General features: G+C 70.8%; 16 protein-coding genes. 7 read left to right on the top strand and 9 right to left on the bottom strand.

Features of this window, described 5'->3' with window-relative positions:
- The coding region (locus ACI3KX_RS18645) for a glycerophosphoryl diester phosphodiesterase membrane domain-containing protein (RefSeq protein ID WP_404910672.1) at positions 1 to 1261 on the bottom strand (1261 nt) is incomplete at its 3' end.
- 222 nt (positions 1262 to 1483) lie between these two features.
- On the opposite strand from ACI3KX_RS18645, the gene mtrA reads away from it, so the two are divergent.
- The 6 genes from mtrA (at position 1484) to ACI3KX_RS18615 (ending at position 8556) form a co-directional block, all read left to right on the top strand.
- On the top strand, positions 1484 to 2164 hold the full coding sequence (gene mtrA, locus ACI3KX_RS18640; protein WP_308868351.1) for an MtrAB system response regulator MtrA: 681 nt from the start codon (positions 1484 to 1486) through the stop codon (positions 2162 to 2164).
- A gap of 7 nt (positions 2165 to 2171) precedes the next feature.
- Complete coding sequence (mtrB, locus tag ACI3KX_RS18635) at positions 2172 to 3905, top strand: MtrAB system histidine kinase MtrB (RefSeq protein WP_404910671.1); 1734 nt, start codon at positions 2172 to 2174, stop codon at positions 3903 to 3905.
- Positions 3902 to 5611: a hypothetical protein gene (locus tag ACI3KX_RS18630; RefSeq protein ID WP_404910670.1), complete on the top strand. Its 1710-nt coding sequence runs from the start codon at positions 3902 to 3904 to the stop codon at positions 5609 to 5611. The genes mtrB and ACI3KX_RS18630 overlap by 4 nt, the downstream gene beginning before the upstream one ends.
- Before the next feature lie 93 nt (positions 5612 to 5704).
- Entirely contained in the window at positions 5705 to 6424 is a 720-nt protein-coding gene (locus ACI3KX_RS18625) for a ComF family protein (RefSeq protein ID WP_404910669.1), read from the top strand.
- 120 nt (positions 6425 to 6544) lie between these two features.
- On the top strand, positions 6545 to 7204 hold the full coding sequence (gene hpf / locus ACI3KX_RS18620) for a ribosome hibernation-promoting factor, HPF/YfiA family (RefSeq protein WP_404910668.1): 660 nt from the start codon (positions 6545 to 6547) through the stop codon (positions 7202 to 7204).
- A 140-nt stretch (positions 7205 to 7344) separates the two neighbouring features.
- Positions 7345 to 8556 (top strand): amidohydrolase family protein, encoded by a 1212-nt coding sequence (locus ACI3KX_RS18615; RefSeq protein WP_404910667.1) that lies wholly within the window; start codon positions 7345 to 7347, stop codon positions 8554 to 8556.
- A 69-nt stretch (positions 8557 to 8625) separates the two neighbouring features.
- Here the strand turns inward: ACI3KX_RS18615 and ACI3KX_RS18610 are convergent, their stop codons facing one another.
- From ACI3KX_RS18610 to ACI3KX_RS18575, 8 genes are all read right to left on the bottom strand, one after another.
- Positions 8626 to 9987, bottom strand: a complete 1362-nt coding sequence (locus ACI3KX_RS18610; RefSeq protein ID WP_404910666.1) for a hypothetical protein — start codon at positions 9985 to 9987, stop codon at positions 8626 to 8628.
- A 132-nt stretch (positions 9988 to 10119) separates the two neighbouring features.
- Positions 10120 to 11904 carry a DEAD/DEAH box helicase gene (locus ACI3KX_RS18605; protein WP_349429107.1) on the bottom strand — a complete coding sequence of 595 codons (1785 nt, stop codon included), beginning with the start codon at positions 11902 to 11904 and terminating at the stop codon, positions 10120 to 10122.
- A 295-nt stretch (positions 11905 to 12199) separates the two neighbouring features.
- A complete protein-coding gene (locus ACI3KX_RS18600; RefSeq protein WP_404910665.1) occupies positions 12200 to 15067 on the bottom strand; it encodes an FtsX-like permease family protein in 2868 nt (955 codons plus the stop codon).
- The gene (locus ACI3KX_RS18595; protein WP_349426817.1) at positions 15064 to 15783 is read right to left on the bottom strand and encodes an ABC transporter ATP-binding protein; all 720 of its coding nucleotides are present in this window, start codon (positions 15781 to 15783) and stop codon (positions 15064 to 15066) included. Before ACI3KX_RS18595 ends, ACI3KX_RS18600 begins: the two co-directional genes overlap by 4 nt.
- A complete protein-coding gene (locus ACI3KX_RS18590) occupies positions 15780 to 16397 on the bottom strand; it encodes a PadR family transcriptional regulator (RefSeq protein WP_404910664.1) in 618 nt (205 codons plus the stop codon). The genes ACI3KX_RS18595 and ACI3KX_RS18590 overlap by 4 nt, the downstream gene beginning before the upstream one ends.
- Before the next feature lie 35 nt (positions 16398 to 16432).
- Positions 16433 to 17644, bottom strand: coding sequence for an ABC transporter permease (locus tag ACI3KX_RS18585; RefSeq protein WP_404910663.1), 1212 nt, complete (start codon positions 17642 to 17644; stop codon positions 16433 to 16435).
- A complete protein-coding gene (locus tag ACI3KX_RS18580) occupies positions 17641 to 18552 on the bottom strand; it encodes an ABC transporter ATP-binding protein (protein WP_404910662.1) in 912 nt (303 codons plus the stop codon). The genes ACI3KX_RS18585 and ACI3KX_RS18580 overlap by 4 nt, the downstream gene beginning before the upstream one ends.
- Positions 18540 to 19469, bottom strand: a complete 930-nt coding sequence (locus ACI3KX_RS18575) for an efflux RND transporter periplasmic adaptor subunit (protein WP_404910661.1) — start codon at positions 19467 to 19469, stop codon at positions 18540 to 18542. The genes ACI3KX_RS18580 and ACI3KX_RS18575 overlap by 13 nt, the downstream gene beginning before the upstream one ends.
- A 232-nt stretch (positions 19470 to 19701) precedes the next feature.
- On the opposite strand from ACI3KX_RS18575, the gene secA reads away from it, so the two are divergent.
- A partial coding sequence (gene secA, locus ACI3KX_RS18570) for a preprotein translocase subunit SecA (RefSeq protein WP_404910660.1) occupies positions 19702 to 22453 on the top strand: 2752 nt, incomplete at its 3' end.

Raw genomic sequence — 22453 nt, 5'->3', positions numbered from 1 at the left:
GAGGCAGGTAGGCGGGCTGGGCCCCGGACGCGGGCGGGGCCGCGTACTGCGGAGGTGCGCCGTATGCAGGCGGGGCACCGTACGCGGGTTGCGCTCCGTAGACGGGTTGCGCTCCGTAGACGGGCTGCTGCCCCGGGGCGGCGTAACCCGCAGGAGCGTACCCCGGCGGGTACGCCGGGTAGCCCTGGCCCGGGAACGCGCCGGGCACGCCACGCGGCGCGATCGCGCGTCCGATGTGCTCGCGGTACGGATCGGGAAGGTCGGCGGCTCCGGAGTCCCGTCGCTCGACGTACGCCAGCAGGTCGAGGTCGAGCCCTTCGCGGCGCATGCGGCAGTCGATGTAGATGAGTGCCGTGGCGGTGGACTGCACGACGACAGCGACCGCCTGCAGGAGGAGCGTGAGAACCTGCGTGAGCAGGGCCGCCGCGATGAAGCCGATGATGGCCGTCGGCTCGGCGGCGCCGGTCGGTGCGATGATCGTCGTCAGCCCCATCGACAGGAAGCTCATCGGCAGGCTCACCACCTGCGCCACGGCCGCGAAGATGACGCTGATCACGATGATGACGCCGAGGGCCGGCCAGAAGCGGCCGCGCGTGAGCGTCCACGAGCGCGACAGCGCCTGCAGAATGGTCGCGTGCTCGACGATGATCGCCGCGGGCACGAGCAGCAGCTTGATCATCAGCCACCACGTCAGCGGGATCGCGGCAAGGATGACCACGATCGTGAGGGCGATGGCCGCCGGGGGTGCGGCGATGGCGATGCCGACGATCGCCAGGACGACGACGGTGACGAGCGCCGCCACCGCGAGGACCACCAGCAGCGAGTAGCCGATCAGCCGCCAGGCGATCGGCTTGACCTGCCGCCACAGCGCGCCCAGGGTGAGCTTCTCGGCGACGGCCGCGTGCGTCACCTCCACGACGACGATGCCCTGCACGATCACGCTCAGAGCGCCGGCGGCCAGCGACAGCACGATGCCCGCCACGGCGGTCAGGGCGATCGAGCCGGCCATGACCGTCTCGTACTCGTCGCTGCCGGGCTGCAGGGTGTTCAGGCGCGAGAACGTGGCCCACATGACACCGAGCACCCCGGCGAGCACGACGACGTACGCCAGCGTCTGCACCACGAGGGCGAAGCCCAGGAGCACGCGCGGGTTCTGGCGCAGCGCCGCGAAGGAGCGTCCCAGGATCGTGCCGAACGACAGCGGATGCAGCGGGATGATCCCGGGGCGGGACGCCGGCGTCCAAGCCGGGTACGCGGTCACGGTTTCCCCTTCCGTCGGCGCCGATGCGTCGGTGACGGCGCGGGTCGGCTGATCCCTATCGTTCCACATCGGCCATATGCCGCACCCGCCGCGCTCGGGTGGCTCCCGGCGCCCGCTCGGGCGAGGCTCGGCCGCTCCACAGGCCGTGTCGACTACTCTGTGTGAAGCGCATGGGGACGGCGCGTGCCGTCTGTGCCTGGAGAGAAGGAACGAACGCGCGCGATGACTTCACGCATCCTGGTGGTCGACGATGACACCGCCCTCGCCGAGATGATCGGCATCGTGCTGCGCACGGAGGGTTTCGAGACGGTGTTCTGCGCCGACGGCGCCGAAGCCGTCGATGTCTGGCGCACCGAGCGCCCCGACCTCATCCTGCTCGACCTGATGCTTCCCGGCATGGACGGCATCGAGATCTGCACCCGCATCCGCGCCGAGTCCGGCATCCCGATCATCATGCTCACCGCCCGCACCGACACGGCCGACGTCGTGAAGGGACTCGAGTCGGGAGCCGACGACTACATCGTCAAGCCCTTCAACCCGAAGGAGCTGGTCGCCCGCATCCGCACGCGGCTGCGCCCGGCGAGCCAGCAGGCGAACGACTCGCTGCGCATCGGCGACCTGACCGTCGACGTCGCCGCGCACGAGGTTCGTCGCGGCGACGGCCCGATCGCACTCACGCCTCTCGAGTTCGAGCTGCTGGTCGCGCTGGCATCCAAGCCTCAGCAGGTGTTCTCCCGCGAGATGCTGCTCGAGCAGGTCTGGGGCTACCACTACAAGGCCGACACCCGCCTGGTGAACGTGCACGTGCAGCGGCTGCGGGCGAAGGTCGAGAAGGATCCCGACAACCCCAAGATCGTCACGACGGTGCGCGGCGTCGGATACCGCGCCGGCGCCGTGGTCTGAGGCTCCCATGACAGCGCCGATCACGGGCGTGGCGCCGACGCGTGCGCACGTCGCGTGGTGGCGGCTGTGGCGGGCGTGGCCCGGCACCATCGCCGGGCTCTGGCGACGCTCGCTGCGCTTCCGCACGCTGCTCGTGACCATCGGCCTCACCGCGCTCGCCGTCGTCGTCGCGTGCGTGTGGATGGGGCTCGCGATCCAGAACGACCTGTTCACCTCCCGCAAGGACCAGGTGCTGCTGGACGCCGAGCAGGCCAGGGGGGCGGCGCAGCGCACGCTCGACGCCGCCGTGCAGAGCGACGTCGTCCAGCTGCAGAACGTGATGACGCTGGCGTTCACGGCGCTGCGCGACCAGTCGTCGGCTCAGATGGTCGCGGCCTACCGCATCGGTCCGCCCGTGCCCAATGCCCCGCAGGACTTCAGCACCGACGAAGCCGAGATGCCCGATCTGCTGACGACGTCGATGCGCTCGCTCGTGCGCACGAACCCCGACCAGCAGATCTGGCAGCCGGTCGCCCTCCCCGACGGCGCCGATACCAGCGTGCCGGGGATCCTGGTCGGCCAGCAGCTCACGATCGAGGGGGTCGCGTCGTACGAGCTCTACCTGGCGTACGACCTCGCGAACGCGCCGCAGACCCTGACGTTCGTGCAGCGCACGCTGTGGGTGGTCGGCATCGGGCTGGTGCTGCTGATCAGCGGCATCGCGTGGTTCGTGCTGCGCTCGGTCACCGCGCCGATCAGCGAGGCGGCCGACACCAGCGCCATGCTCGCAGCCGGTCGCCTCGACGTGAGGCTGCAGGTGCACGGCGAGGACGAGCTCGCGACCCTCGGCCGCTCGTTCAATGCGATGGCCGACAGCATCGAGTCGCAGATCAAGGAGCTCGCCGAGCTCTCGCTCGTGCAGCAGCGCTTCGTCTCGGACGTGTCGCACGAGCTGCGCACGCCGATGACGACGATCCGCCTCGCCGCCGACATGATCAACGACCAGCGGGCGGACTTCGACCCCGCTACCGCGCGGGCCGCCGAGCTGCTGAACGCCCAGGTGCAGCGGTTCGAGACGCTGCTGACCGATCTGCTCGAGATCAGCCGCTACGACGCGGGATCGGTGCAGCTGGAGCTCGAGCCGACGAGCCTCGCGCACCTCGCCGAGGACGTCATCGCATCCATGCAGCAGCTGGCCGAGCAGCATGGCACGGACGTGCGTCTCGTGGCTCCCGGGGGATATTCCCCGGTCGACATGGACCCCCGGCGTGTGCGTCGCGTGGTGCGCAATCTGCTGGGCAACGCGATCGAGCACGGCGAGGGGCGCCCGATCGTGGTCACCGTCGACAGCGACCAGCAGGCCGTCGCCATCGGGGTCCGGGACTTCGGCCTCGGCATGAAGGCGGCGGACGTCGAGCACGTGTTCGACCGCTTCTGGCGCGCCGATCCGTCCCGCAAGCGCACGATCGGCGGCACCGGACTCGGCCTCTCGATCGCGCTCGGCGACGCGAAGCTGCACGGCGGCGAGCTCGCGGTGTGGTCCGAGCCCGGCCGCGGCACCAACTTCGTCCTCACGCTGCCGCGGCAGGACGTTCCGCTGGCCGGCGCGTCGCCTATCCCCGTCGATCCGGGCGACGATTCGGTGGCCGCCCTCGATGACCTCGGTCTCACGGCGCCCGTCGATGTGTCGCGCGTGGACGCCGGAACGGACGGCGATCGCCGGACGGCGACGGATGCCGGATCGCCGGGAGGGACACGATGACCCGGGCGCGCGGCATCCTGGCAGTGCTGCTGGCGCTGTGCGCGGTGGTCGTCACCGGGTGCGCCGGTTTCCCCACGAGCGGGCCTCCGGAATACGGACTCGAGAGCGGCGGCACGGACGACGATTCGCAGAACGTCGCCTTCATCCCCAACAGTCCGCAGCCCGGGGCCACACCCGAGCAGATCGTCGAGGGCTTCGTCGACGCCGGGTCGGGGCCGGGCGTGCGGGGCGACTGGACGGTCGCCCGTGAGTTCCTCGCGCCGTCGTTCCGTGAGACCTGGAAGCCCGAGACGGGCGTGTTCGTCGACGAGCGCGCCGAACGCGACTACGTCGAGACCCAGGAAGGGGCCGTCGACTTCGTCTACGACGTCGTGGCATCCGTCGACGACAAGGGCGCCTACGAGCGCGCCGACATCGCCACCGCGAGTTCGACGTTCCGCCTCGCGCAGCAGTCAGACGGCGAGTGGCGCATCACCGAGGCGCCCGACGGCATCTGGCTCGACGAGGCCCAGTTCCCGACTGTCTTCAACCGCTATCCGGTGATGTACTTCGACCCCACGTGGCAGTACCTCGTGCCCGACGTGCGCTGGTTCGCGATCACCAGAGCCCCGGGCAGCATCGCGGACGCCCTCGTCAACAAGCCTCCGAGCGAGTGGCTGGCAGGTTCGGTGGACACAGCCTTCCCCGATGGCGTGGCCTTCGTCGCGGCCGTGCCGAACGACGAGGACGGTGTGGACGTCGCTCTCACGGGCGACGCGATGCTGGCGGTCGACAGCGACGTCCTCGACCGTATGCAGACCCAGCTGGAGGTGAGTCTGCGGGCGGCCGGGGTGACCCAGGTCGCGATGACCGTCGACTCCACGCAGATCGACGCGGAGCCGGTCGCGGTGCGCTCCACGCGGGTGCCGGCGGCGCCGCTCGTGCTCACCGAGCAGGGCTTCGGCTTCCTCACCGGCGACGAGATCGACAAGATCCCCGGCCTTTCGGCGGCCGTCGAGGCGAACGCACCGGTCAGCGTGCAGGTCGGCGCCCAGCGCGACCTCGCTGCAGCGAAACTCGCCTCGGGCGCGGTCGTGCGGCTGAACTCGGCGGGAACCGACGCCGAATCGCTCGATACCCGCGTGGGACTGGTCGATCCCGTCATCGACGGCTCGGGCGCGGTGTGGAGCGTTCCGCAGGACCAGCCGTCGGCGCTGCGCGCCTTCCTGCCCGGGGGCGATGTCGTCGAGATCGCCGATGCGTGGAGCGAGGCGACCGCCATCGCCGGGATGTCGCTGTCGCGCGACGGCACCCGGATGGCCGCCGTCGTCAGCGCCGGCGGCCGGACGGTGCTGGTGGTGGCCGGCGTCCTGCGGAACGCTGACGGCATTCCGGTCGGACTCGGCACCCCCACGATGCAGCTCGCCGTCGTCGGCGGCGCTGTGGTCGGCGTCACCGACATCGGCGTCACGTGGATCGACGACGTGTCGATCGGCGTCCTCGCCGGCGCGGAGTCCGAGTCGACCGTCGTCGAGCAGGTCGTCGGCGCGCCGACGTCGCTGTCTACGGCGTCAGCGGGCATGGCATCGATCGCCGGCGGCACAGGTGGCTCGAGCCTGCGCCTGAGGGCCGACGACGGCACGCTCTACGTCAAGCGCGGGACGGCGTGGCAGCCGACCGCGACCGGCGTCCTCGTACTCGCGACGCAGCAGGGGGCGCCGCAGTAGGTTCCTCCCCAGCGGTGCGCCGGGGCGGCCTCTCCACGGATCGGCCGGGCGGCAGCCGCGGCCGGAGACGGCGACGCGAGGCTGGTCCCCGTGATGGCACAGCTGATCGTGGCGGTGCGCGAGGCGTGCGCCGATGCGCTCGCCCTGCTCCTGCCCGTCTGGTGCGCGGGATGTGACGAACCCGACGTCGCGCTCTGCGAGCGGTGCGCTCTGGCGCTGCAACCGGAGCCGCGGTGCCGGGTCGTCGATGCGCCTGGCGGCGGGGTCGCGGTGTGGAGCGGGCTCGCGTTCGAGGGCGTCGCGGCGCGGGTGCTGCGCGCGATCAAGGAGGAGGGGCGAACCGGGCTCGCCACGGCGCTCGCACCGGCGCTGGCGGCCGCTCTCGACCGGGCCGGCGCCGCCGGCTGCGTGCTCGTTCCGATGCCCACCTCCCGCGCGGCGTACCGGCGGCGCGGGTTCCGGGTGCCCGAGCTCCTGCTCCGCCGTGCACATCGCCGCGGGCGACGGCTGCTGCGTATCGCGCGGCGGACGGACGACCAGCGCGGCCTCGATCGAGACGCGCGGCGCCGCAACGTCGCAGGCAGTCTGGTCGCCACATTCGCCGCGGCCGCACCACCCGTTGCGGGGACGCTGCGAGGCGCTTCGGCGAACGTTCGCCCGGCCGCGGGCCTGCAGGTCGTGGTGGTCGACGACGTCGTCACGACGGGCGCAAGCCTCGCTGAGGCGGTCCGTGCGCTGCGGGCCGAAGGCGTCGACGTGGTGGCGGCGGTCACCCTCACGGCGACGCCGGGACGGGGTGGCACACGCGGATGAACGGGACCCGTCGCATTCGAAACTCACAGGTGACAGAGTCCGGACGCCGGGCTACCGTGGGGGTGACAAGGCGACTGATGGTCCGCCCTTGGCCGGGCGGACCGGAACAAGGAGGCAGGGATGGAAACCAGCATCGTCGGCGTGGGAGTAGGGATCACGGATCGCTTCCGCGGAGTCGTCGAAGAGAAGGCTCTCCGCATCGAGAACCTCGCGCCACGCGCTCAACGCGTCGAAGTCAAGGTCACGCACCGCGCCTATCACAACGGGCGGATGGAAGACGAGACCGTCGAGCTCACCGTGAACGGCAAGGGTCCCGTCATCCGGGCCGAGGCCACGGACGGAGACAAGTTCACCGCGCTGGACCTCGCCGTCGACAAGCTGTGCGAGCAGCTGCGTCGCGCGAAGGACAAGCGCGTCGACGCGCGCAACCACCCCCGGGGAGCGAAGTTCGAGAAGGGCAGCGGTGCGATCGAGGGGATCGACGTGCAGCCGGCGTCCGTCGAGGTGCTCCGCGCCGTCGCGACCGGCGAGATCCCGATCGTCACCGGCAACGAGGAGGAAGAGGGCTACACGCCCGTCGTCATCCGGACGAAGGAGTTCCACCCCGAATGGATGTCGGTCGAGGAGGCCGTCGATCGCATGGAGCTGGTGGGCCACGACTTCTTCCTGTTCATCGACGCCCGCACCGACCACCCCAGCGTCGTATACCGCCGCAAGGGCTGGGACTACGGCGTCATCTCGCTGACCACGCAGGCGCAGCCGGAAGAGCTGGCGTCCTGAACCGGGGCACGTCGTTCTGACAGGCGGCAGCCTGACAGACAATGAGGGGTGCGGCCGTCTCGGCCGCACCCCTCATCTGTCTCCGCGCGCGCCCGGTCCCGGCACGCTGCGCGGCGGCATCCCCATCCGGAAGGACCTCCGTGATCATCCGCAACGTGCGCCCCTGGGGCGCCGACGCCGCCGACATCCACATCGAGAGCGACCGCATCGCCGCGATCTCACCACACGACGCTTCGGTGGCGCCGGGCACGGACGACGTGGACGGGCGTGGACGACTGATCCTCCCCTCGTTCAGCGACGTGCACGTGCACCTCGACTCGTCCCGGATCGGGCTGCCGTTCCGTCCCCACACCGGTGCACCGGGCGTCTGGGGCATGATGCTCAACGACCGCAACAACTGGCGCGACACCCAGGTGCCGCACGCCGAGATCGTCGCGGGAACGCTCGAGCAGATGATCGCGAAGGGGACGACCCGCGTCCGCTCCTACGCGCAGGTCGATGTGGACTGCAAGCTCGAGAAGTTCGACTCCGTCCTCGCGGCGAAGGAGAAGTTCCGGAGCCACGCCGACGTGCAGATCATGACGTTCCCGCAGGCAGGGATCCTCCGCGAGGCCGGCACGGTGGAGTACCTCGAGGAGTCGCTGAAACAGGGCGCCGACGTCATGGGCGGCATCGACCCGAGCCAGCTCGATCGCGATCCGGTCCGGCATCTTGACATCGTGTTCGGGCTCGCGGAGAAGTACCAGGTCGAGGTCGACATCCACCTGCACGAGCCGGGTGCACTCGGCGTCTTCAGCACCGAGCTGATCCTCGAGCGCACGCGTGCGCTCGGCATGCAGGGAAAGGTCACGATTTCGCACGCCTACGACCTCGGCTCGGTGTCGGAGGCCGTGAGCCGCCGACTCATCGACGAGTTCGCCGAGCTGGATGTCGCGATGGCGACGGTCGCTCCATCGACGACGGGGCACCTGCGGCTCATCGATCTGGTCGAAGCCGGCGTCCGGGTCGGGTTGGGCGAGGACGGCCAGCGCGACTACTGGAGCCCGTACGGAAACTGCGACATGCTCGACCGCACGTGGCAGCTCGCGTTCGTCAACGGCTTCCGCCGCGACGACTACATCGAACTCGCGCTCGCGGTCGCCACGATGGGCGGTGCATCGATCATGAGCCACTCGACGCCGCGCGTCTCGGGCGTGGGGGATCGTCCCGGCGTCTCCGCGGGCGACCGCGCCGACCTCGTGCTCGTCGACGGCGAGACCCCGACGAGCGCCGTCATGGACCGGGGCGTCGATCGCACCGTCATCCACGACGGCCGCATCGTCGCGGACGGGCTTCGCGTCGTCGGGACCTGACCGGCCGCGTGCGGCGGACCGAGGTTTGGCGTCCCGCGCCGGCGGCCCGAACCCGGGGCCGCGGCAGCGTCAGTCGATGAAGCCGTCGAGGATGCTGCCGATCACCAGGCCGCCGAGGATGCCGCCCATCAGGTCGCTGCCGCCGCTGCGGCGACCGCCGCCCCAGCCGCTCTGCTGACCGTAGCCCGGCCCGCCCCACTGGTCGGGCTGCGGGCGGGCGGCATCGATGTCGCGCTGCGCGAGCTGCAGCGCCTCGCTCGCGAGGAAGGCGGCGCGGCGGGCCATGGCGAACGCCTGCTCGCGGTGGTCCTCGTCGATCGTGGTGACCGCGGCAGCCGACGCCCCGAGGTAGCGGTCGAGGTCGAGGCGCACGCGCTCGGCCTCGGCGAAGCGCGTGCGGGCGTCGGCGCCGATCCAGCCCCGGTGACCGGCGATGACGTCCCGGGAGACAGCCAGCTGCCGATCGGCGTCGTCGATCGCGTGCCGGACGTGCTCGAGCGGTGGGATCGGACGAGCGGCGCGTTCGCGGGCGGCCGCGATCGCGGCATCCAGCCCGGCGTTCGCCTCGCGCAGGCGCGTGAGCTGCTCGAACGGATCGGTGTTGACGCCGGCGGCCGGAAGCGCGGCCAGAGCGGCCTGCAGCTCCGCGATCGCGGCGCTGACGGCGGGGGACTGGGGCTCTCGGAGGGCGACGACGAGGTCGCCGCGGGAGTCCTCGATGATCGCGGCGAGCGTGGACTCGGCGCGCAGCGCCTCGACCTCGAAGGTCTCGACGGCGTCGATCAACGTCTCGGCGCGGCGGACCGACTCGGTCGACGCCTCGAGTGCCATGTTCGCCTGCTCGCGCTGTCCGGCCTCGCGGCGCCGCTCGGCGACGCCGGCGCTGTGCTCGGCGAACCCGAGCAGCTGCTCCGCCTCGGCGGGGTTCGCCTCGATCTGCGAGAGCGCGTGCGCCGAGTACCGGACCGCCAGCCGCTCGACGGTCGAACGGGCGTCGGGGAGGCGCAGTCGCAGCCGAGCGGCATCCGCTCGCACCCGCGCGATGACTTCGGGAGCGCGACGTGCTCGCTCGATCGCCGCCGCGAGCGCCTGGGTGCGGTCGTCGAGCAGATCCTCGGCCCACTCGCACAGCTGCACGATGCGCGCGTTGCGGGTGCGCAGCTCGTCAGGCGTGTCGGGGATCTCGTCGTGGTTCAGCTGGTGCAGGTGGAACGCCTCCTGCATATGGGTGCGCACGGACTCCACCGCCTCGCGGAGCTCGGTGGTCGGACCGGCGCCGAGTTCGGCGTCGGCGAACGCGAGCTCGTCGGTGGTGAGCCGCAGGCGCTCGTCCGCTGCCACCAGCGTCTGCTGCGCGCGGCGCGCCAGATCGGCGTCCTGCGTGTTCAGCTCTTCCTGCTCGCGCTTGCGTCTGCCCCAGAATCCGGCCATGGATCGATCCTACGGGGGCCGCTGAGAGCAAGCTGAAGCGAGCGGGCGGCGGTGTGCAATGTTCGCGCACAGCGTCGCTGCGCCGGGTGAGTGATCGCCCGGCGCGCCGTCATCTGTGGCGGCGGGGGTGTCTCAGCCGTCGGTGCGCTTGTGCCGGGGCTTGCGCGCCGGCCGGTCGTCGTACGAGCCGCGGGCGCTCGAGTCGCCATAGCCGCGGCTGGTCGAACCCCGGTCGTCGCGGCGGGGGCGAGAGGCGCCATCCGTCCGGCGCTGCGGGCGGCCGCTGTCGGGGCGCAGCTCGATGAGCTGTCCCGAGATGCGGGTGTCGGCGAGCCGGTCGAGGGCGTCGCGCGAGAGGTTCGCGGGAAGCTCGACGAGCGAGAAGTCGGGCATGATCTTGATCGCGCCGAAGTCGTCGCGGCGCAGGCCCCCCTCGTTCGCGAGTGCGCCCACGATCTGACGCGGCTCGACGCGCTGGCGCTTGCCGACGGCGATGCGGTACGTCGCGAAGCCCTCGCGCGGGGCACGGCGCTCGCCGCGCTCGGGACGGTCACCACGATCCGGCCGGTCGCCGCGGTCCGCGCGCTCTCGCGAGGGCGAAGGCTCGGCGTCGGGCTCGAGGAGAAGTGGCGTGTCGCCCTGCGCCACCACGGCGAGGGCGGCAGCCACGTCGGCCTCGGGAACGTCGTGATTGCGGACGTAGTGGGCCACGATGTCGCGGAAGGCCTCGATGCGCTCGGCCTCGCCGAGGGCGGCGGTGATGCGGTCGTCGAAGCGCGAGAGGCGGGTCACGTTCACCTCGTCGACGCTGGGCAGCGGGATCTCGGTGAGCTGCTGACGGGTGGCGCGCTCGATCATCTTGACCAGGCCGCGCTCGCGCGGCGTGACGAAGCTGATGGCGTCGCCGCTGCGGCCGGCGCGACCGGTACGGCCGATGCGGTGGACGTAGGACTCGGCATCCGTCGGGATGTCGTAGTTGACGACGTGCGAGACGCGCTCGACGTCGAGGCCACGGGCGGCGACGTCGGTCGCGACCAGGATGTCGAGCTTGCCCGACTTCAGCTGGTTGACCGTCTTCTCGCGCTGCGGCTGGGCGATGTCGCCGTTGATGGCGGCGGCGGAGTAGCCGCGTGCGCGGAGCTTCTCGGCGATCTCCTCGGTGACGCTGCGCGTCCGGCCGAAGACGATCATGCCGTCGAAGTTCTCGACCTCGAGGATGCGCGTGAGGGCGTCCATCTTCTGCTGCCACGCCGTGATGAGGTAGCGCTGCGAGATGTTCGCCGAGGTCTGGGTCTTGGACTTGACCGTGATCTCTTCGGGGTCGCGCAGGTACTGGGACGCTATCCGTCGGATCTGAGCGGGCATGGTCGCCGAGAACAGGGCGACCTGCTTGGTGGCGGGAGTCTCGGCGAGGATGGTCTCGACGTCCTCGGCGAAGCCCATCTTCAGCATCTCGTCGGCCTCATCGAGGACCAGATACTGCAGCGCAGAGAGGTCGAGAGTGCCCTTCTCGAGGTGGTCGATGATGCGGCCCGGCGTTCCGACGACGATGTGCACGCCGCGTCGGAGAGCGGACAGCTGCACGCCGTAGCCCTGGCCGCCGTAGACGGGGAGGACGTGCACGTCCTTCAGGTGGCCGGCGTACTTCTCGAACGCCTCGCACACCTGCAGCGCGAGCTCGCGCGTGGGGGCGAGCACGAGCGCCTGCGGGGTCTTCTGCGACAGGTCGAGCCGGTCGATGATCGGCAGCGCGAACGCGGCGGTCTTACCCGTTCCGGTCTGCGCCATGCCCACGACATCGCGCCCGCCGAGGAGCGTCGGGATGGTGGCCGCCTGGATCGCCGAAGGCGTCTCGTAGCCGATGCCCTTCAGCGCCTTGAGGACGGGCTGGCTGAGCCCGAGGTCGGAGAAGGTCATCGCTGCGGGCTCGGTCTGAGCCTCGACTTCGATCTGATCGGCGTCTGTGTGCACAGTTAAGCGTAGCGGGACCCGCCTGGGAGGCGACAGGATGCCGCTTCCCGCGCGATCTCGGACGCCCTGAGCTGCGGCATCCGCGGTCCCAGATCAGGTGATTTCGCGGAGGTAGGACGGTCTGCGCCGAAACGGTCCTACCCCGGCGAAATCACCTGAATTCGAAACGGAGGCGGCGCGGCCCGCAGGAGCGTGCGGCGACGGTGGCCCGAACCGCGACGTCGCAGCGCGGACCGATACGTCAGGTGATCGCGGTGCGGCGGGTGAGGTCGGGGTGCCGCGGTGGCACGAGCCAGTTCACGAGTGCGATCGCGAGCGGCAGGCCGAGACAGAACGCACCCAGTACCTGCCACGGGATGTCGGCGAGCAGAAGAGCGCCCTGCGACTGGATCGCGAAGCCGATGGGCGGCAGGATGCCGGCGATGGCGCCCGCCATCGTGCCGAAGCCCGCGATGATGAGGCCCTGCCAGAATCCGACGTTCCGGCGCAGCACCGGCGTCCCGCCGACGGCCGCGAGCGTCGCGTCGTCGGGCCGCCGTTCGAAGCGGGCCAGCCCCAGGGCGACGGCGCTCGCGCCGAGCACGAGGACGGTCACGACGGACAGCAGCGGGACCATCCAGGTGGCGTCGCTCGGTGGCCCCGCCTCGACGGTCTGCGCGAGCGTGAAGTCCTCACCGCTCGCGAGCTCGACCTGAGCCTGGAGGCGGTCGCGCTCCTGCGTCGACAGCGGCGCCTCGAGCGAGGCGATCACGCGTTCGGGAACGGCGGCGATGCCGAGTCGAACCGCCGTGGCCGGGGCGATGGCGATCGCGGTCGGCTGCCGCGGTGCGTCGACGACGATCGCGTCGACCTGCTCCGTCCATGCGGGGTCGGCGATTCGCCGGTCCGACGACGGTATCCAGACGTTGCTCGGCATCCCATCGATGAGGTCGCCGCCTGACCATGCCGCGATCGAGATCTCGCCGTCCGTGACGAAGCGCTCGTCCGCCACGATCGCCGCGCCGTCGCGGTAGGCGTCACGCTGACCGGCAGTCAGCGTGATGCCGAGCACCGTCTCCAGATCCTCGGGTTCCACCACGGACAGCGGATTGTCGGGATCCTGGCCGTTCGAGGTGAAGCTGTCGTCCCGCTCAGGATCGAGCAGGTGCTGCGGGGGAAGCAGGGCGATCGCGAGGGTGAGCTCGTCCGGCACCTCTTCCGGCGAGCCGTAGTTCCAGTGACTCGGCTGCTGCCGCGCGACGACGGCGAGATCGGTGGCGCCCGTATCCTCCGCGACGTCCACCGCGGCGGCCCTACCGTCCTCCGCCGCGTCGGGGTCGACCAGCCCCGTCGTGCCGGCGGCACCCGGCCAGATGTTGATCGAGAGACTCCCGGGAGGGGCGGCGTAGTACCAGGTGCGCGCGTTCTGAGCCGTCTGCATCGAGGACTGCCCGACCGCGAACACCCCGATGAACACCGTCGCGGCGATGGCCGCGAACGCCGGCACCGTGCGCCCCGCATTGGAGGCGGCATCCCGCGACGCGATCCTGGCCGCGAGCCCCACGCGGGAGAGGATCCGGGACGTCATCCACAGGAGCCAGCCGCCCGACATGAGGATGCCCACCTGCGTGAGGATCGGACCGACGACGATGCCGAACGCCGGGATGTATCGCAGCGGGGAGTCGCCCGGGAGGTCGGAGACGTTCACCGCGGCGACCACGACGGCGCACGCGATCGTCACCGCGACGCCGACGACCAGCACGATGGATCCCCACACCGGCCGCGCCACTCCCGGCTTCTGCGGGCGCCGAGCGCCACTCAGCGCGCGGAGGACGTCGGTCCTCGCGACCGTGCGAGCCGGGACCAAGGCTGCCGCGGTGCCCACCACGATCGCGAACACGAAGATGGCGGCGAGCCCCGGCCAGGGCACGTGGAAGCCCCAGTACTGCGTGGCGCTCCCGTCGGCCGTGAGCGCGACGACCAGTGCCGCTGTTCCGACGCCGAGGATGAGCCCGATGAGGCCGCCGAGTGCGCCGAGCGTCGTGCCCTGGAGCAGGACGATCCGCGACAGATCGCCGCGATTCGCTCCGACGCTCGCGGCCACGGCGAGCGACCGCTGCTGACGGCGTGCCGTCACCGCGAACGCGGCGCCCGCGAGCATGACCACGACATAGGCCGCGAACAGTCCGCCCGCCGAGATCACGAGCACGATCGGCCACACGCTCGCCCACTGGTCCAGCACCGAGCCGCGCACCTCTTCGCGCAGCGCGGTCGGCGGATCGAGCACCACTGCGCGCGAGTACGCGACGACGCCGTCTTCGTTGAGCGCCTGCACGCCCTCCCACGACAGGGCGAGTGCGGGCAGATACCAGCGTCGCTCGCCGCCGATCACGCCGCGCAGTTCGGCGGTGCCCGGCAGGAACACCGCACTGGCGGCATCGGGCAGGATCGCGGCATCCAGCGTTCCTACGATCTCGAAGGTGCCCGCGCCGTCGGCGAGCGTCAGATCCTCGCCGATACCGACGTCCAGCCGTTCGAGGGTCGCCGGAGTCACCATCGCCTCGGTAGCGCTCGTCGGACGCTCGCCGTCGACGATGTCGAACGCACCCGAGAATCGCGGGTCCCAGGCGTCGCCCGTCCACGCCGCGACGAGACCCACGCCGTCGCGCGTCTCGATGCGCGCGCTCGCGCTGGTGAGGAGGACCGTCTCGGTGCCGGCCGGCAGCGCGTCGGTCGGGTCGTCGGCGATCGGTCCGTCGGGCAGCTCCCAGCTGCCGTCGTCGCCCGCCGGATAACCCGTCCACTGCGGCTGCGTGGGCGCTTGCCAGAACCCTTCGCCCGGGACGCCGGCGGGAGTGATCCACGCCTGCATCTCACCCAGCTCGGCCCGCAATCTGTCTTCTGGCGCGCCGAGAGTGCTCGCGGCGAAGATGCCGTAGGCGGTCATCGCGGCGATGGGAAGCGCCACGAGTGTCGCGATCAGCAGGCTCGACAGCCTGGTGCGGCGCACCTGCCGGCGAGCCAGCAGCGCCGCGACGCGCCACCGCGACCATCCGCCCCCGCGCGCACGCAGCGCTGAAGCCTCCTGTCTCACGCTCGCCTCGACGGGCGCCTCGAGAACCCCCGTCATCGCGGCCCGGCGAGCAGGGACTCCGCGCCGGCGCGGCGGGACTCGTCGATGATCCGGCCATCGCGGAGGAACACGATGCGGTCGGCGAAGGCGGCATGGCGGGCTTCGTGGGTGACCAGGATGCCGGCGGCTCCGGCATCCACCCGCGCGCGAAGCATCTTCAGCACGAGCTCGCCGGTCACCGAGTCGAGTGCGCCGGTCGGCTCGTCCGCGAGGATCAGACGGCGGCCGCCGACGACGGCCCGTGCGATGGCGACGCGCTGCTGCTGGCCGCCCGACAGGTCGTCGGGATACGCGTCCGCCTTGGCCTCGAGGCCGACCGATGCGAGCGCATCGCGTCCGGCGCGACGGGCGACCCGGGTACGGAACCCGTCCAGCTCCAGCGGCAGCGTGACGTTCTCCAGCGCCGTGAGCGTCGGGATGAGGTTGAAGTCCTGGAACACGAAGCCGAGCGAACGTCGCCGCAGGCGTGCCAGCTGCTTCGGCGACTGCTCGCTGAGGTAGGCGCCTTCCACGACGACTTCGCCCGTCGTGGGGATCGCCAGCCCGCCCGAGATCGCCAGCAGCGTGGACTTGCCCGATCCCGACGGTCCCATCACCGCGACCAGTTCGCCGCGGCACACCTCGAGGTCGACGCCCGAGAGAGCTGAGACGGCGGTGGCACCCGTGCCGTACTGCTGCGTGACGCCGATGAGCCGCAGCACCGTGTCGGTCATCGCGCCGTCTCGACGGGTTCGACCGGCGACTCCTTCGCGGGGCGGCCGCGCTTGGGCTTGTCCGTCGACAGCTGCAGGGCCATCGCGTGATCGGGATGCAGCGCCAGACGCTGCTCGGAATGATCGAGCCAGCGCACCTCGGCCTCGGCGGCGAAGATCATGGAGTCGACGACGAGCGACCAGGCGAGCTCCTCGGGCCCGTCGGGGTTCGCACCCGCGTACTTGGCCCGGTTGAGCTCCTGCAGCTGGGTGATTGACGCGCGGCGCTGCGTCTGGATGATGTCCGAGACGTCGACGCCGGGGAGAGTCGCGGCGACGGCCAGCTTGATCGCCAGCTCGTCGCGGGTGCCCTGGCTGCGCTGGACCGGCGAGCTCAGCCAGGCGTGCGCCTCGGCGGCTCCGGCATCCGTGATCTGCCAGTAGACATGGCCCTGTTCGTCGATGTCCCCCTTCTCGACGAGGCCGTCGCGTTCGAGGCGGTCGAGCGTGTTGTAGATCTGACCGACGTTGAGCGGCCAGGTGGACCCGGTGCGGCGGTCGAACTCGGCGCGCAGCTGGTAGCCGTAGCACGGACCTTGATCGAGGATGGCGAGCAGACTCTGTCGGACGGACACGGGAGCTCCTTCGGGTCGGAGGTGACGGAATCGCGTCAGAAGCGCAGCGCGTCGATGACGTTCGAGCGCACCGCGACGAGGGCGGGGATGAACCCGGCGAGCGCGCCGATCGCCACAGCGGCGACGAGACCGGTGAGGGCCGCGCGCATCGGGAACGGCGGGACGTCCTGCATCCCCTGGAACATCTCGAGCACGAACGGGGCCTTGAGGACGGCGACGGCGATGGCGATGCCGACCACGCCCGCGACCGCCGTCGCGACGACCGACTCGAGCATCACGGATGAGAAGATGCGGCTGCCGGTCGCGCCGAAGCTGCGGCGGACGCCGATCTCGCGGATGCGCTGGCGCATCGCGACGAGCTGGATGTTGACGAGGCCGAGACCACCGAGCAGCAGCACGAGGCCCGCGATCCCGCCGGTGACCAGCTCGAACGTCTGCGCGTACTGCGCCTGATCCGGTCGCGACGCCCAGTCGGTGCGGCTCACCATGACCTCGACACCGGCGTCCAGGCCCGCCCGGAGATCGGCGGCGAGGACGGGGCCGATCTCCGCCGCCATCTCTTCGGGAACCCACGTCTCCCACATGATCGCCATGTCGGGGGGAAGAATGCCGTTCTGCGCGGTGTAGTCCTCGTACAGCATCGTCAGGTGCTTGTCTTCGTCGCCGGTGTACTCCCGCGGCGTCACTCCGACCACGGTGTACGTCCCGCCGGCATCGCCCCCGACCTGCAGTGCGAACCCGGTTCCGAGGTCGGGGCGACCGTAGACGTCCCACAGCGCCTCGGTGATGACGACCGGGGGAGAGGCGAGCTCGACGTCGGCAGCGGTGAACCAGCGTCCCTCGAGGAGCGGCGTGCGATGGATCACCGGGTACGCCGGGTCGACGAGCCGCGTCGGCACCTGTCGCACCTGCTCGGGAGTCTGCAGCGGCAGCATCACCGGATCCACGAGTCGGGTCAGGTGCGAGAACTCGTACCGCTCGGCCACCCGGTCGACGTGGGCGCCGAACGCCTCCCAGTCCATCGGTGCGCCGTCGGAGCTGTTCGCGGTGAACTGGAGCGTCGCGGGACGGCCTCCGAATCGGTCGGACTGCTCCGCCATCTGCTGCTGCTGATACTCGCTGAGGGCGACGACCGCCGTGATCGCCGCGACCGAGACGGCGATGCCGATGAGGCTCAGCAGCACGCGCAGCTTGTGGTGGCGGATCTCCGACCATGCCTCGCCCAGGGCACCGACCAGGCCGCTCATGAGGGCGCTCCGATCGGGTCGGGCGCGGGGTCGGCCTCGGAGACGGCGTCGGGCACCGCCTCGACATCATCGGCGTCGACATCGGCTGCGAGGTCCGTGCCGGGGTGCGTTTCGACAGCGCCGGCGGCTGCGACCGCGGTGGCGGCATCCGTCCCGTCGTCGACGTTCGCGGCGAGGCCCGACGCGTCCGCGGCGGCGGCGTTCGCCGGCAGGTCGAGCGCAAAGGCGGTGAGTACCCCGGCGTCCAGCCGGTAGTGACGCCGGGCGCGGGCGGCGACGTTCAGGTCGTGGGTGATGGTGACCAGTGCCGCGTCGGCCTCGGAGGCGATCTCGTCGAGGAGCGCCATGACCGATGACCCCGTCTCGACGTCGAGCGCCCCCGTGGGCTCGTCGGCCAGGATGAGCGCGGGGCGGCGCACGAGCGCGCGTGCGATGGCCACGCGCTGCTGCTCGCCGCCGGAGAGCTGCTCGGGGGTGGACTCGATGCGATGGCCGAGGCCGACGCGCTCGAGCATGCGGGTCGCGGCGGTGCGGCGCGTCCAGAACTCGCGACCGCGCGCGTAGCCGAGCGGCATCATCACGTTCTCGAGGGCGGTCCGCCCGGCGAGGAGATTGAACTGCTGGAACACGAACCCGACGTTGCGCCCGCGGAGCCGGTCGAGCCGCGCCTTGCGCATCCGGCGAACCGGCTCGCCCCGGAAGGCGACGCTGCCCTCCGACGGTGCGTCGAGCATCCCCATCAGATTGAGGAGCGTCGACTTGCCCGAGCCGCTGCGTCCGACGATGGCGACGTGATCGCCCGCCCCGATCTCCAGGTGGATGCCCCGCAGGATGTCGAGCCGCGTGTCGTCGGGGAGCAGCACGTGCTTCGCGACCCCCTCGAGCCGGACGAGGCTCACCAGTTCCATCCCTGCGGCTCGCAGTACTCGCCGCCCATGCCGTCGTCGTAGCAGACCGGCTCGTCGTCGGCGGCGACGCCCGGGACGTACTGGCGCACCTGCTCGCCCTCCTCGAGGCCCGTCGTCACCTCGACGATCGTGCCATCGCTGACACCGAGCGCGACATCCCGCTCCTCGAGCTCGCCGGTGCCGGCATCCACCCACACGACGCCCGTGCCGGCGCCGCCCTTGACGGCGGTCGTGGGCACGACGAGCACCTCCGACACCGTGCCGAGGTCGATGTCGAGCTGGGCCCGCAGTCCCGCGAACACGGTCTGGTCGGCCGGCACCGCGCAGGTGACCGTCGTCGTGCCGTCCTCGGCGACCTCGACCTTCAGCCCCGTGCACGTGAACGGCGCGGGGCCGCCCTGGATCGTCACCGCTCCCTCGGCGGGCGCGCCCTGCAGGCGGTACAGCTGCACCGGTTCGACCGTGGCCTGCACGTGGTAGCGCGCCGGGGTGAGCGTCGCCAGCTCGCCGCCGATCGACGCGGGCTGGCCCTTCACCACGGCGAGCTCAGTGACCTCACCGGCCTCGGGGGCGACGACGTCGATGCTCTTGACAGGGTCGGCCTGCTTGATCGTGAAGAGCTTCTGCCCCGCCGCCACGGACTGGCCCTCGCCGACGTGCACGGCGGTGACGGTGCCGTCCACCTCGGAGCGGACGGCGTAGGCGGTGTCGCGCGCGATCGTGCCCGGCAGGCTCAGCGCGTTCGCGACCTCTCCGCGCTCCACCGCCACGACGGGATCGGCGATCTGCGCGGACGGCTCGACAGCGGCTGCCGGCGCGGTGTCGGGGAAGAACGCGATCTTGACCAGCGCGGCCGCCGCCGCACCGAGGATGACCACCATCAGGATCGGGAAGACCCACCGCCGCCAGACAACCATTCCGCACCTCTCCATCGGGGCATACCGAGTATGTAGTCACCGAGTATATGCATACCCGGAATGCAACAAACGGATGCCGCGACCGGCGCGTCGCGGGGTGGGTGCGCTTCCACACCCAGCGCACACCAAGGTCACGGGTGGATAACATAGGCAGGTATGCCTGGGGCCATGCGCCCGGGCGGCACCGGCGGCGTCGCAGCCGCACCCGAAAGCCTGAAGATGGAGACACTCCGTGGCCAACCCCCTCGAGAAACTGCTTCGCGCCGGTGAGGGCCGCATCCTCCGGCGGCTCCAGCAGGTCGTGAAGGCCGTCGGCGCCCTGGAAGAGGACTACGAGCAGCTCACCGACGAAGAGCTCCGGGGCGAGACCGCTGAGCTGCGGGCGCGCTACCAGGCGGGCGAGACTCTCGACCACCTCATGCCCGAGGCCTTCGCCGCGGTGCGCGAGGCGGCCAAGCGCACCCTCGGCCAGCGCGCGTACGACGTGCAGATCATGGGCGGCGCGGCCCTGCACCTCGGCAACATCGCCGAGATGAAGACCGGTGAGGGCAAGACGCTCACTGGCGCCTTCCCCGTCTACCTCAACGCCATCGCCGGCGAAGGCGTCCACGTCGTCACGGTCAACGACTACCTGGCGTCGTACCAGTCCGAACTGATGGGCCGCATCTATCGCGCGCTCGGCATGACCACCGGCACCATCGTCGCGGGCCAGACGCCCGAGGTGCGTCGCGAGCAGTACAACGCCGACATCACATACGGCACGAACAACGAGTTCGGCTTCGACTACCTGCGCGACAACATGGCGTGGCGCAAGGAGGACCTCGTGCAGCGGGGCCACTTCTACGCGATCGTCGACGAGGTCGACTCGATCCTCATCGACGAGGCTCGCACACCGCTGATCATCTCGGGGCCCTCGTCGGGCGAGGCGAACCGCTGGTTCGTCGAGTTCGCCAAGATCGCCAAGACGCTCGAGGCCGGCGTCGACTACGAGGTCGACGAGAAGAAGCGCACCATCGGCGTGCTCGAGCCCGGCATCGAGAAGGTCGAGGACTACCTCGGCATCGACAACCTGTACGAGTCGGCGAACACCCCGCTCATCTCGTTCCTCAACAACTCCATCAAGGCGCTCGCGCTCTTCAAGCGCGACACCGACTACGTCGTGATGAACGACGAGGTCATGATCGTCGACGAGCACACCGGCCGCATCCTGGTCGGGCGCCGCTACAACGAGGGCATCCACCAGGCGATCGAGGCCAAGGAGGCCGTGCCGGTCAAGGCCGAGAATCAGACGCTCGCCACCGTCACGCTCCAGAACTACTTCCGTCTCTACGACAAGCTCGCAGGCATGACGGGTACGGCCGAGACCGAGGCGGCCGAGTTCATGTCGACCTATCAGCTGGGTGTCGTGCCGATCCCGACGAACAAGCCGATGATCCGCAAGGACCAGGCCGACCTCGTCTACAAGAACGAGACGGCCAAGTTCGACCAGGTGGTCGAAGACATCGCCCGGCGTCACGAATCCGGCCAGCCGGTGCTCGTCGGCACCGTCAGCGTCGAGAAGAGCGAGTATCTGTCGCGCCTGCTCGCGAAGAAGGGCATCAAGCACGAGGTCCTCAACGCCAAGAACCACGCGCGTGAGGCCGAGATCGTCGCCCGCGCCGGCCGTCTGGGCGCCGTCACCGTCGCCACGAACATGGCCGGCCGCGGCACCGACATCATGCTCGGCGGAAACGCCGAGTTCCTCGCGGTGCAGGAGCTCAAGGCCAAGGGCCTCGACCCGGAGGAGACGCCCGAGGAGTACGAGGCCGCGTGGGGCTCCGTCTACGAGGCGACCCGCGACCACGTCGCGTCGGAGGCCACCAAGGTGGTCGAGGCCGGCGGCCTGTACGTGCTCGGCACCGAGCGCCACGAGTCGCGCCGCATCGACAACCAGCTGCGCGGTCGCTCGGGCCGTCAGGGCGACCCCGGTGAGAGCCGCTTCTACCTGTCGCTCACCGATGACCTGATGCGGCTCTTCCAGTCGGGTGCGGCAGAGGCGATCATCGCCCGGACGAACTTCCCCGACGACGTCGCGATCGAGTCGGGCATGGTCACGCGCGCGATCAAGTCCGCGCAGAGCCAGGTCGAGGCGCGCAACGCCGAGATCCGCAAGAACGTCCTCAAGTACGACGACGTCCTCAACCGGCAGCGCGAGGCGATCTACTCGGACCGCCGCCACATCCTGCACGGCGACGACATCGCCGACCGCGTGCAGCACTTCATCGAAGACGCGATCAACACCGTGATCGACGACCACACCGGGTCGGGACACAGCGAGAACTGGGACTTCGACGCCCTGTGGACCGAGCTGAAGACGCTCTACCCGGTCGGCGTCACGATCGACGAGGTCGTCGCGGAGGCCGCCGGTCGCAAGGGCGGCATCACGGCGGAGGGCCTCAAGCGCGAGATCCTCTCCGATGCCCGGATCGCGTACGAGACTCGTCAGACCACGCTCGGCGAGGCTGCGACGCGAGAGCTCGAGCGCCGCGTGGTGCTGCAGGTGCTCGACCGCCGCTGGCGCGATCACCTGTACGAGATGGACTACCTGAAGGACGGCATCGGCCTGCGTGCCATGGCCCAGCGCGACCCGCTCATCGAGTACCAGCGCGAGGGCTACCAGATGTTCCAGGCGATGATGGGGCAGATCAAGGAGGAGTCGGTCGGCTACCTCTACAACCTCGAGGTCGAGGTGCGCCGTCAGGGCGAAGCCGGTGCCGAGCAGGTCACGCAGGTCGAGGCCAAGGGCCTGGGCGCCCAGCCGGTCGAAGGCCAGCGCCTGCAGTACACCGCGGCCAACGACGCTGGCGAGGTCGAGGTGCGCAACGATCGCGGGCAGGTGCAGCAGGCGGCGACGCAGTTGCGTCAGGCGGCCGCGGCCGCTGCCGCCGCACCCGCGCAGCCTCAGGCGCAGCCCGCCGCCGAGCCGCAGCGCGGTGCCTTCGGCC

The sequence above is a fragment of the Microbacterium sp. ZW CA_36 genome (genome assembly GCF_044987475.1).
In the GTDB taxonomy this organism is placed as follows: domain Bacteria; phylum Actinomycetota; class Actinomycetes; order Actinomycetales; family Microbacteriaceae; genus Microbacterium.
This window is presented reverse-complemented; position numbering and strand designations above follow the sequence as displayed.

Coding starts and splice junctions, on each gene's coding strand:
- ACI3KX_RS18595 (WP_349426817.1), bottom strand. CDS start 15,783: ATGACCGACACGGTGCTGCGGCTCATCGGCGTCACGCAGCAGTACGGC.
- ACI3KX_RS18580 (WP_404910662.1), bottom strand. CDS start 18,552: ATGGAACTGGTGAGCCTCGTCCGGCTCGAGGGGGTCGCGAAGCACGTG.
- ACI3KX_RS18600 (WP_404910665.1), bottom strand. CDS start 15,067: ATGACGGGGGTTCTCGAGGCGCCCGTCGAGGCGAGCGTGAGACAGGAG.
- mtrA (WP_308868351.1), top strand. CDS start 1,484: ATGACTTCACGCATCCTGGTGGTCGACGATGACACCGCCCTCGCCGAG.
- hpf (WP_404910668.1), top strand. CDS start 6,545: ATGGAAACCAGCATCGTCGGCGTGGGAGTAGGGATCACGGATCGCTTC.
- mtrB (WP_404910671.1), top strand. CDS start 2,172: ATGACAGCGCCGATCACGGGCGTGGCGCCGACGCGTGCGCACGTCGCG.
- ACI3KX_RS18575 (WP_404910661.1), bottom strand. CDS start 19,469: ATGGTTGTCTGGCGGCGGTGGGTCTTCCCGATCCTGATGGTGGTCATC.
- ACI3KX_RS18610 (WP_404910666.1), bottom strand. CDS start 9,987: ATGGCCGGATTCTGGGGCAGACGCAAGCGCGAGCAGGAAGAGCTGAAC.
- ACI3KX_RS18625 (WP_404910669.1), top strand. CDS start 5,705: ATGGCACAGCTGATCGTGGCGGTGCGCGAGGCGTGCGCCGATGCGCTC.
- ACI3KX_RS18585 (WP_404910663.1), bottom strand. CDS start 17,644: ATGAGCGGCCTGGTCGGTGCCCTGGGCGAGGCATGGTCGGAGATCCGC.
- ACI3KX_RS18605 (WP_349429107.1), bottom strand. CDS start 11,904: ATGACCTTCTCCGACCTCGGGCTCAGCCAGCCCGTCCTCAAGGCGCTG.
- ACI3KX_RS18630 (WP_404910670.1), top strand. CDS start 3,902: ATGACCCGGGCGCGCGGCATCCTGGCAGTGCTGCTGGCGCTGTGCGCG.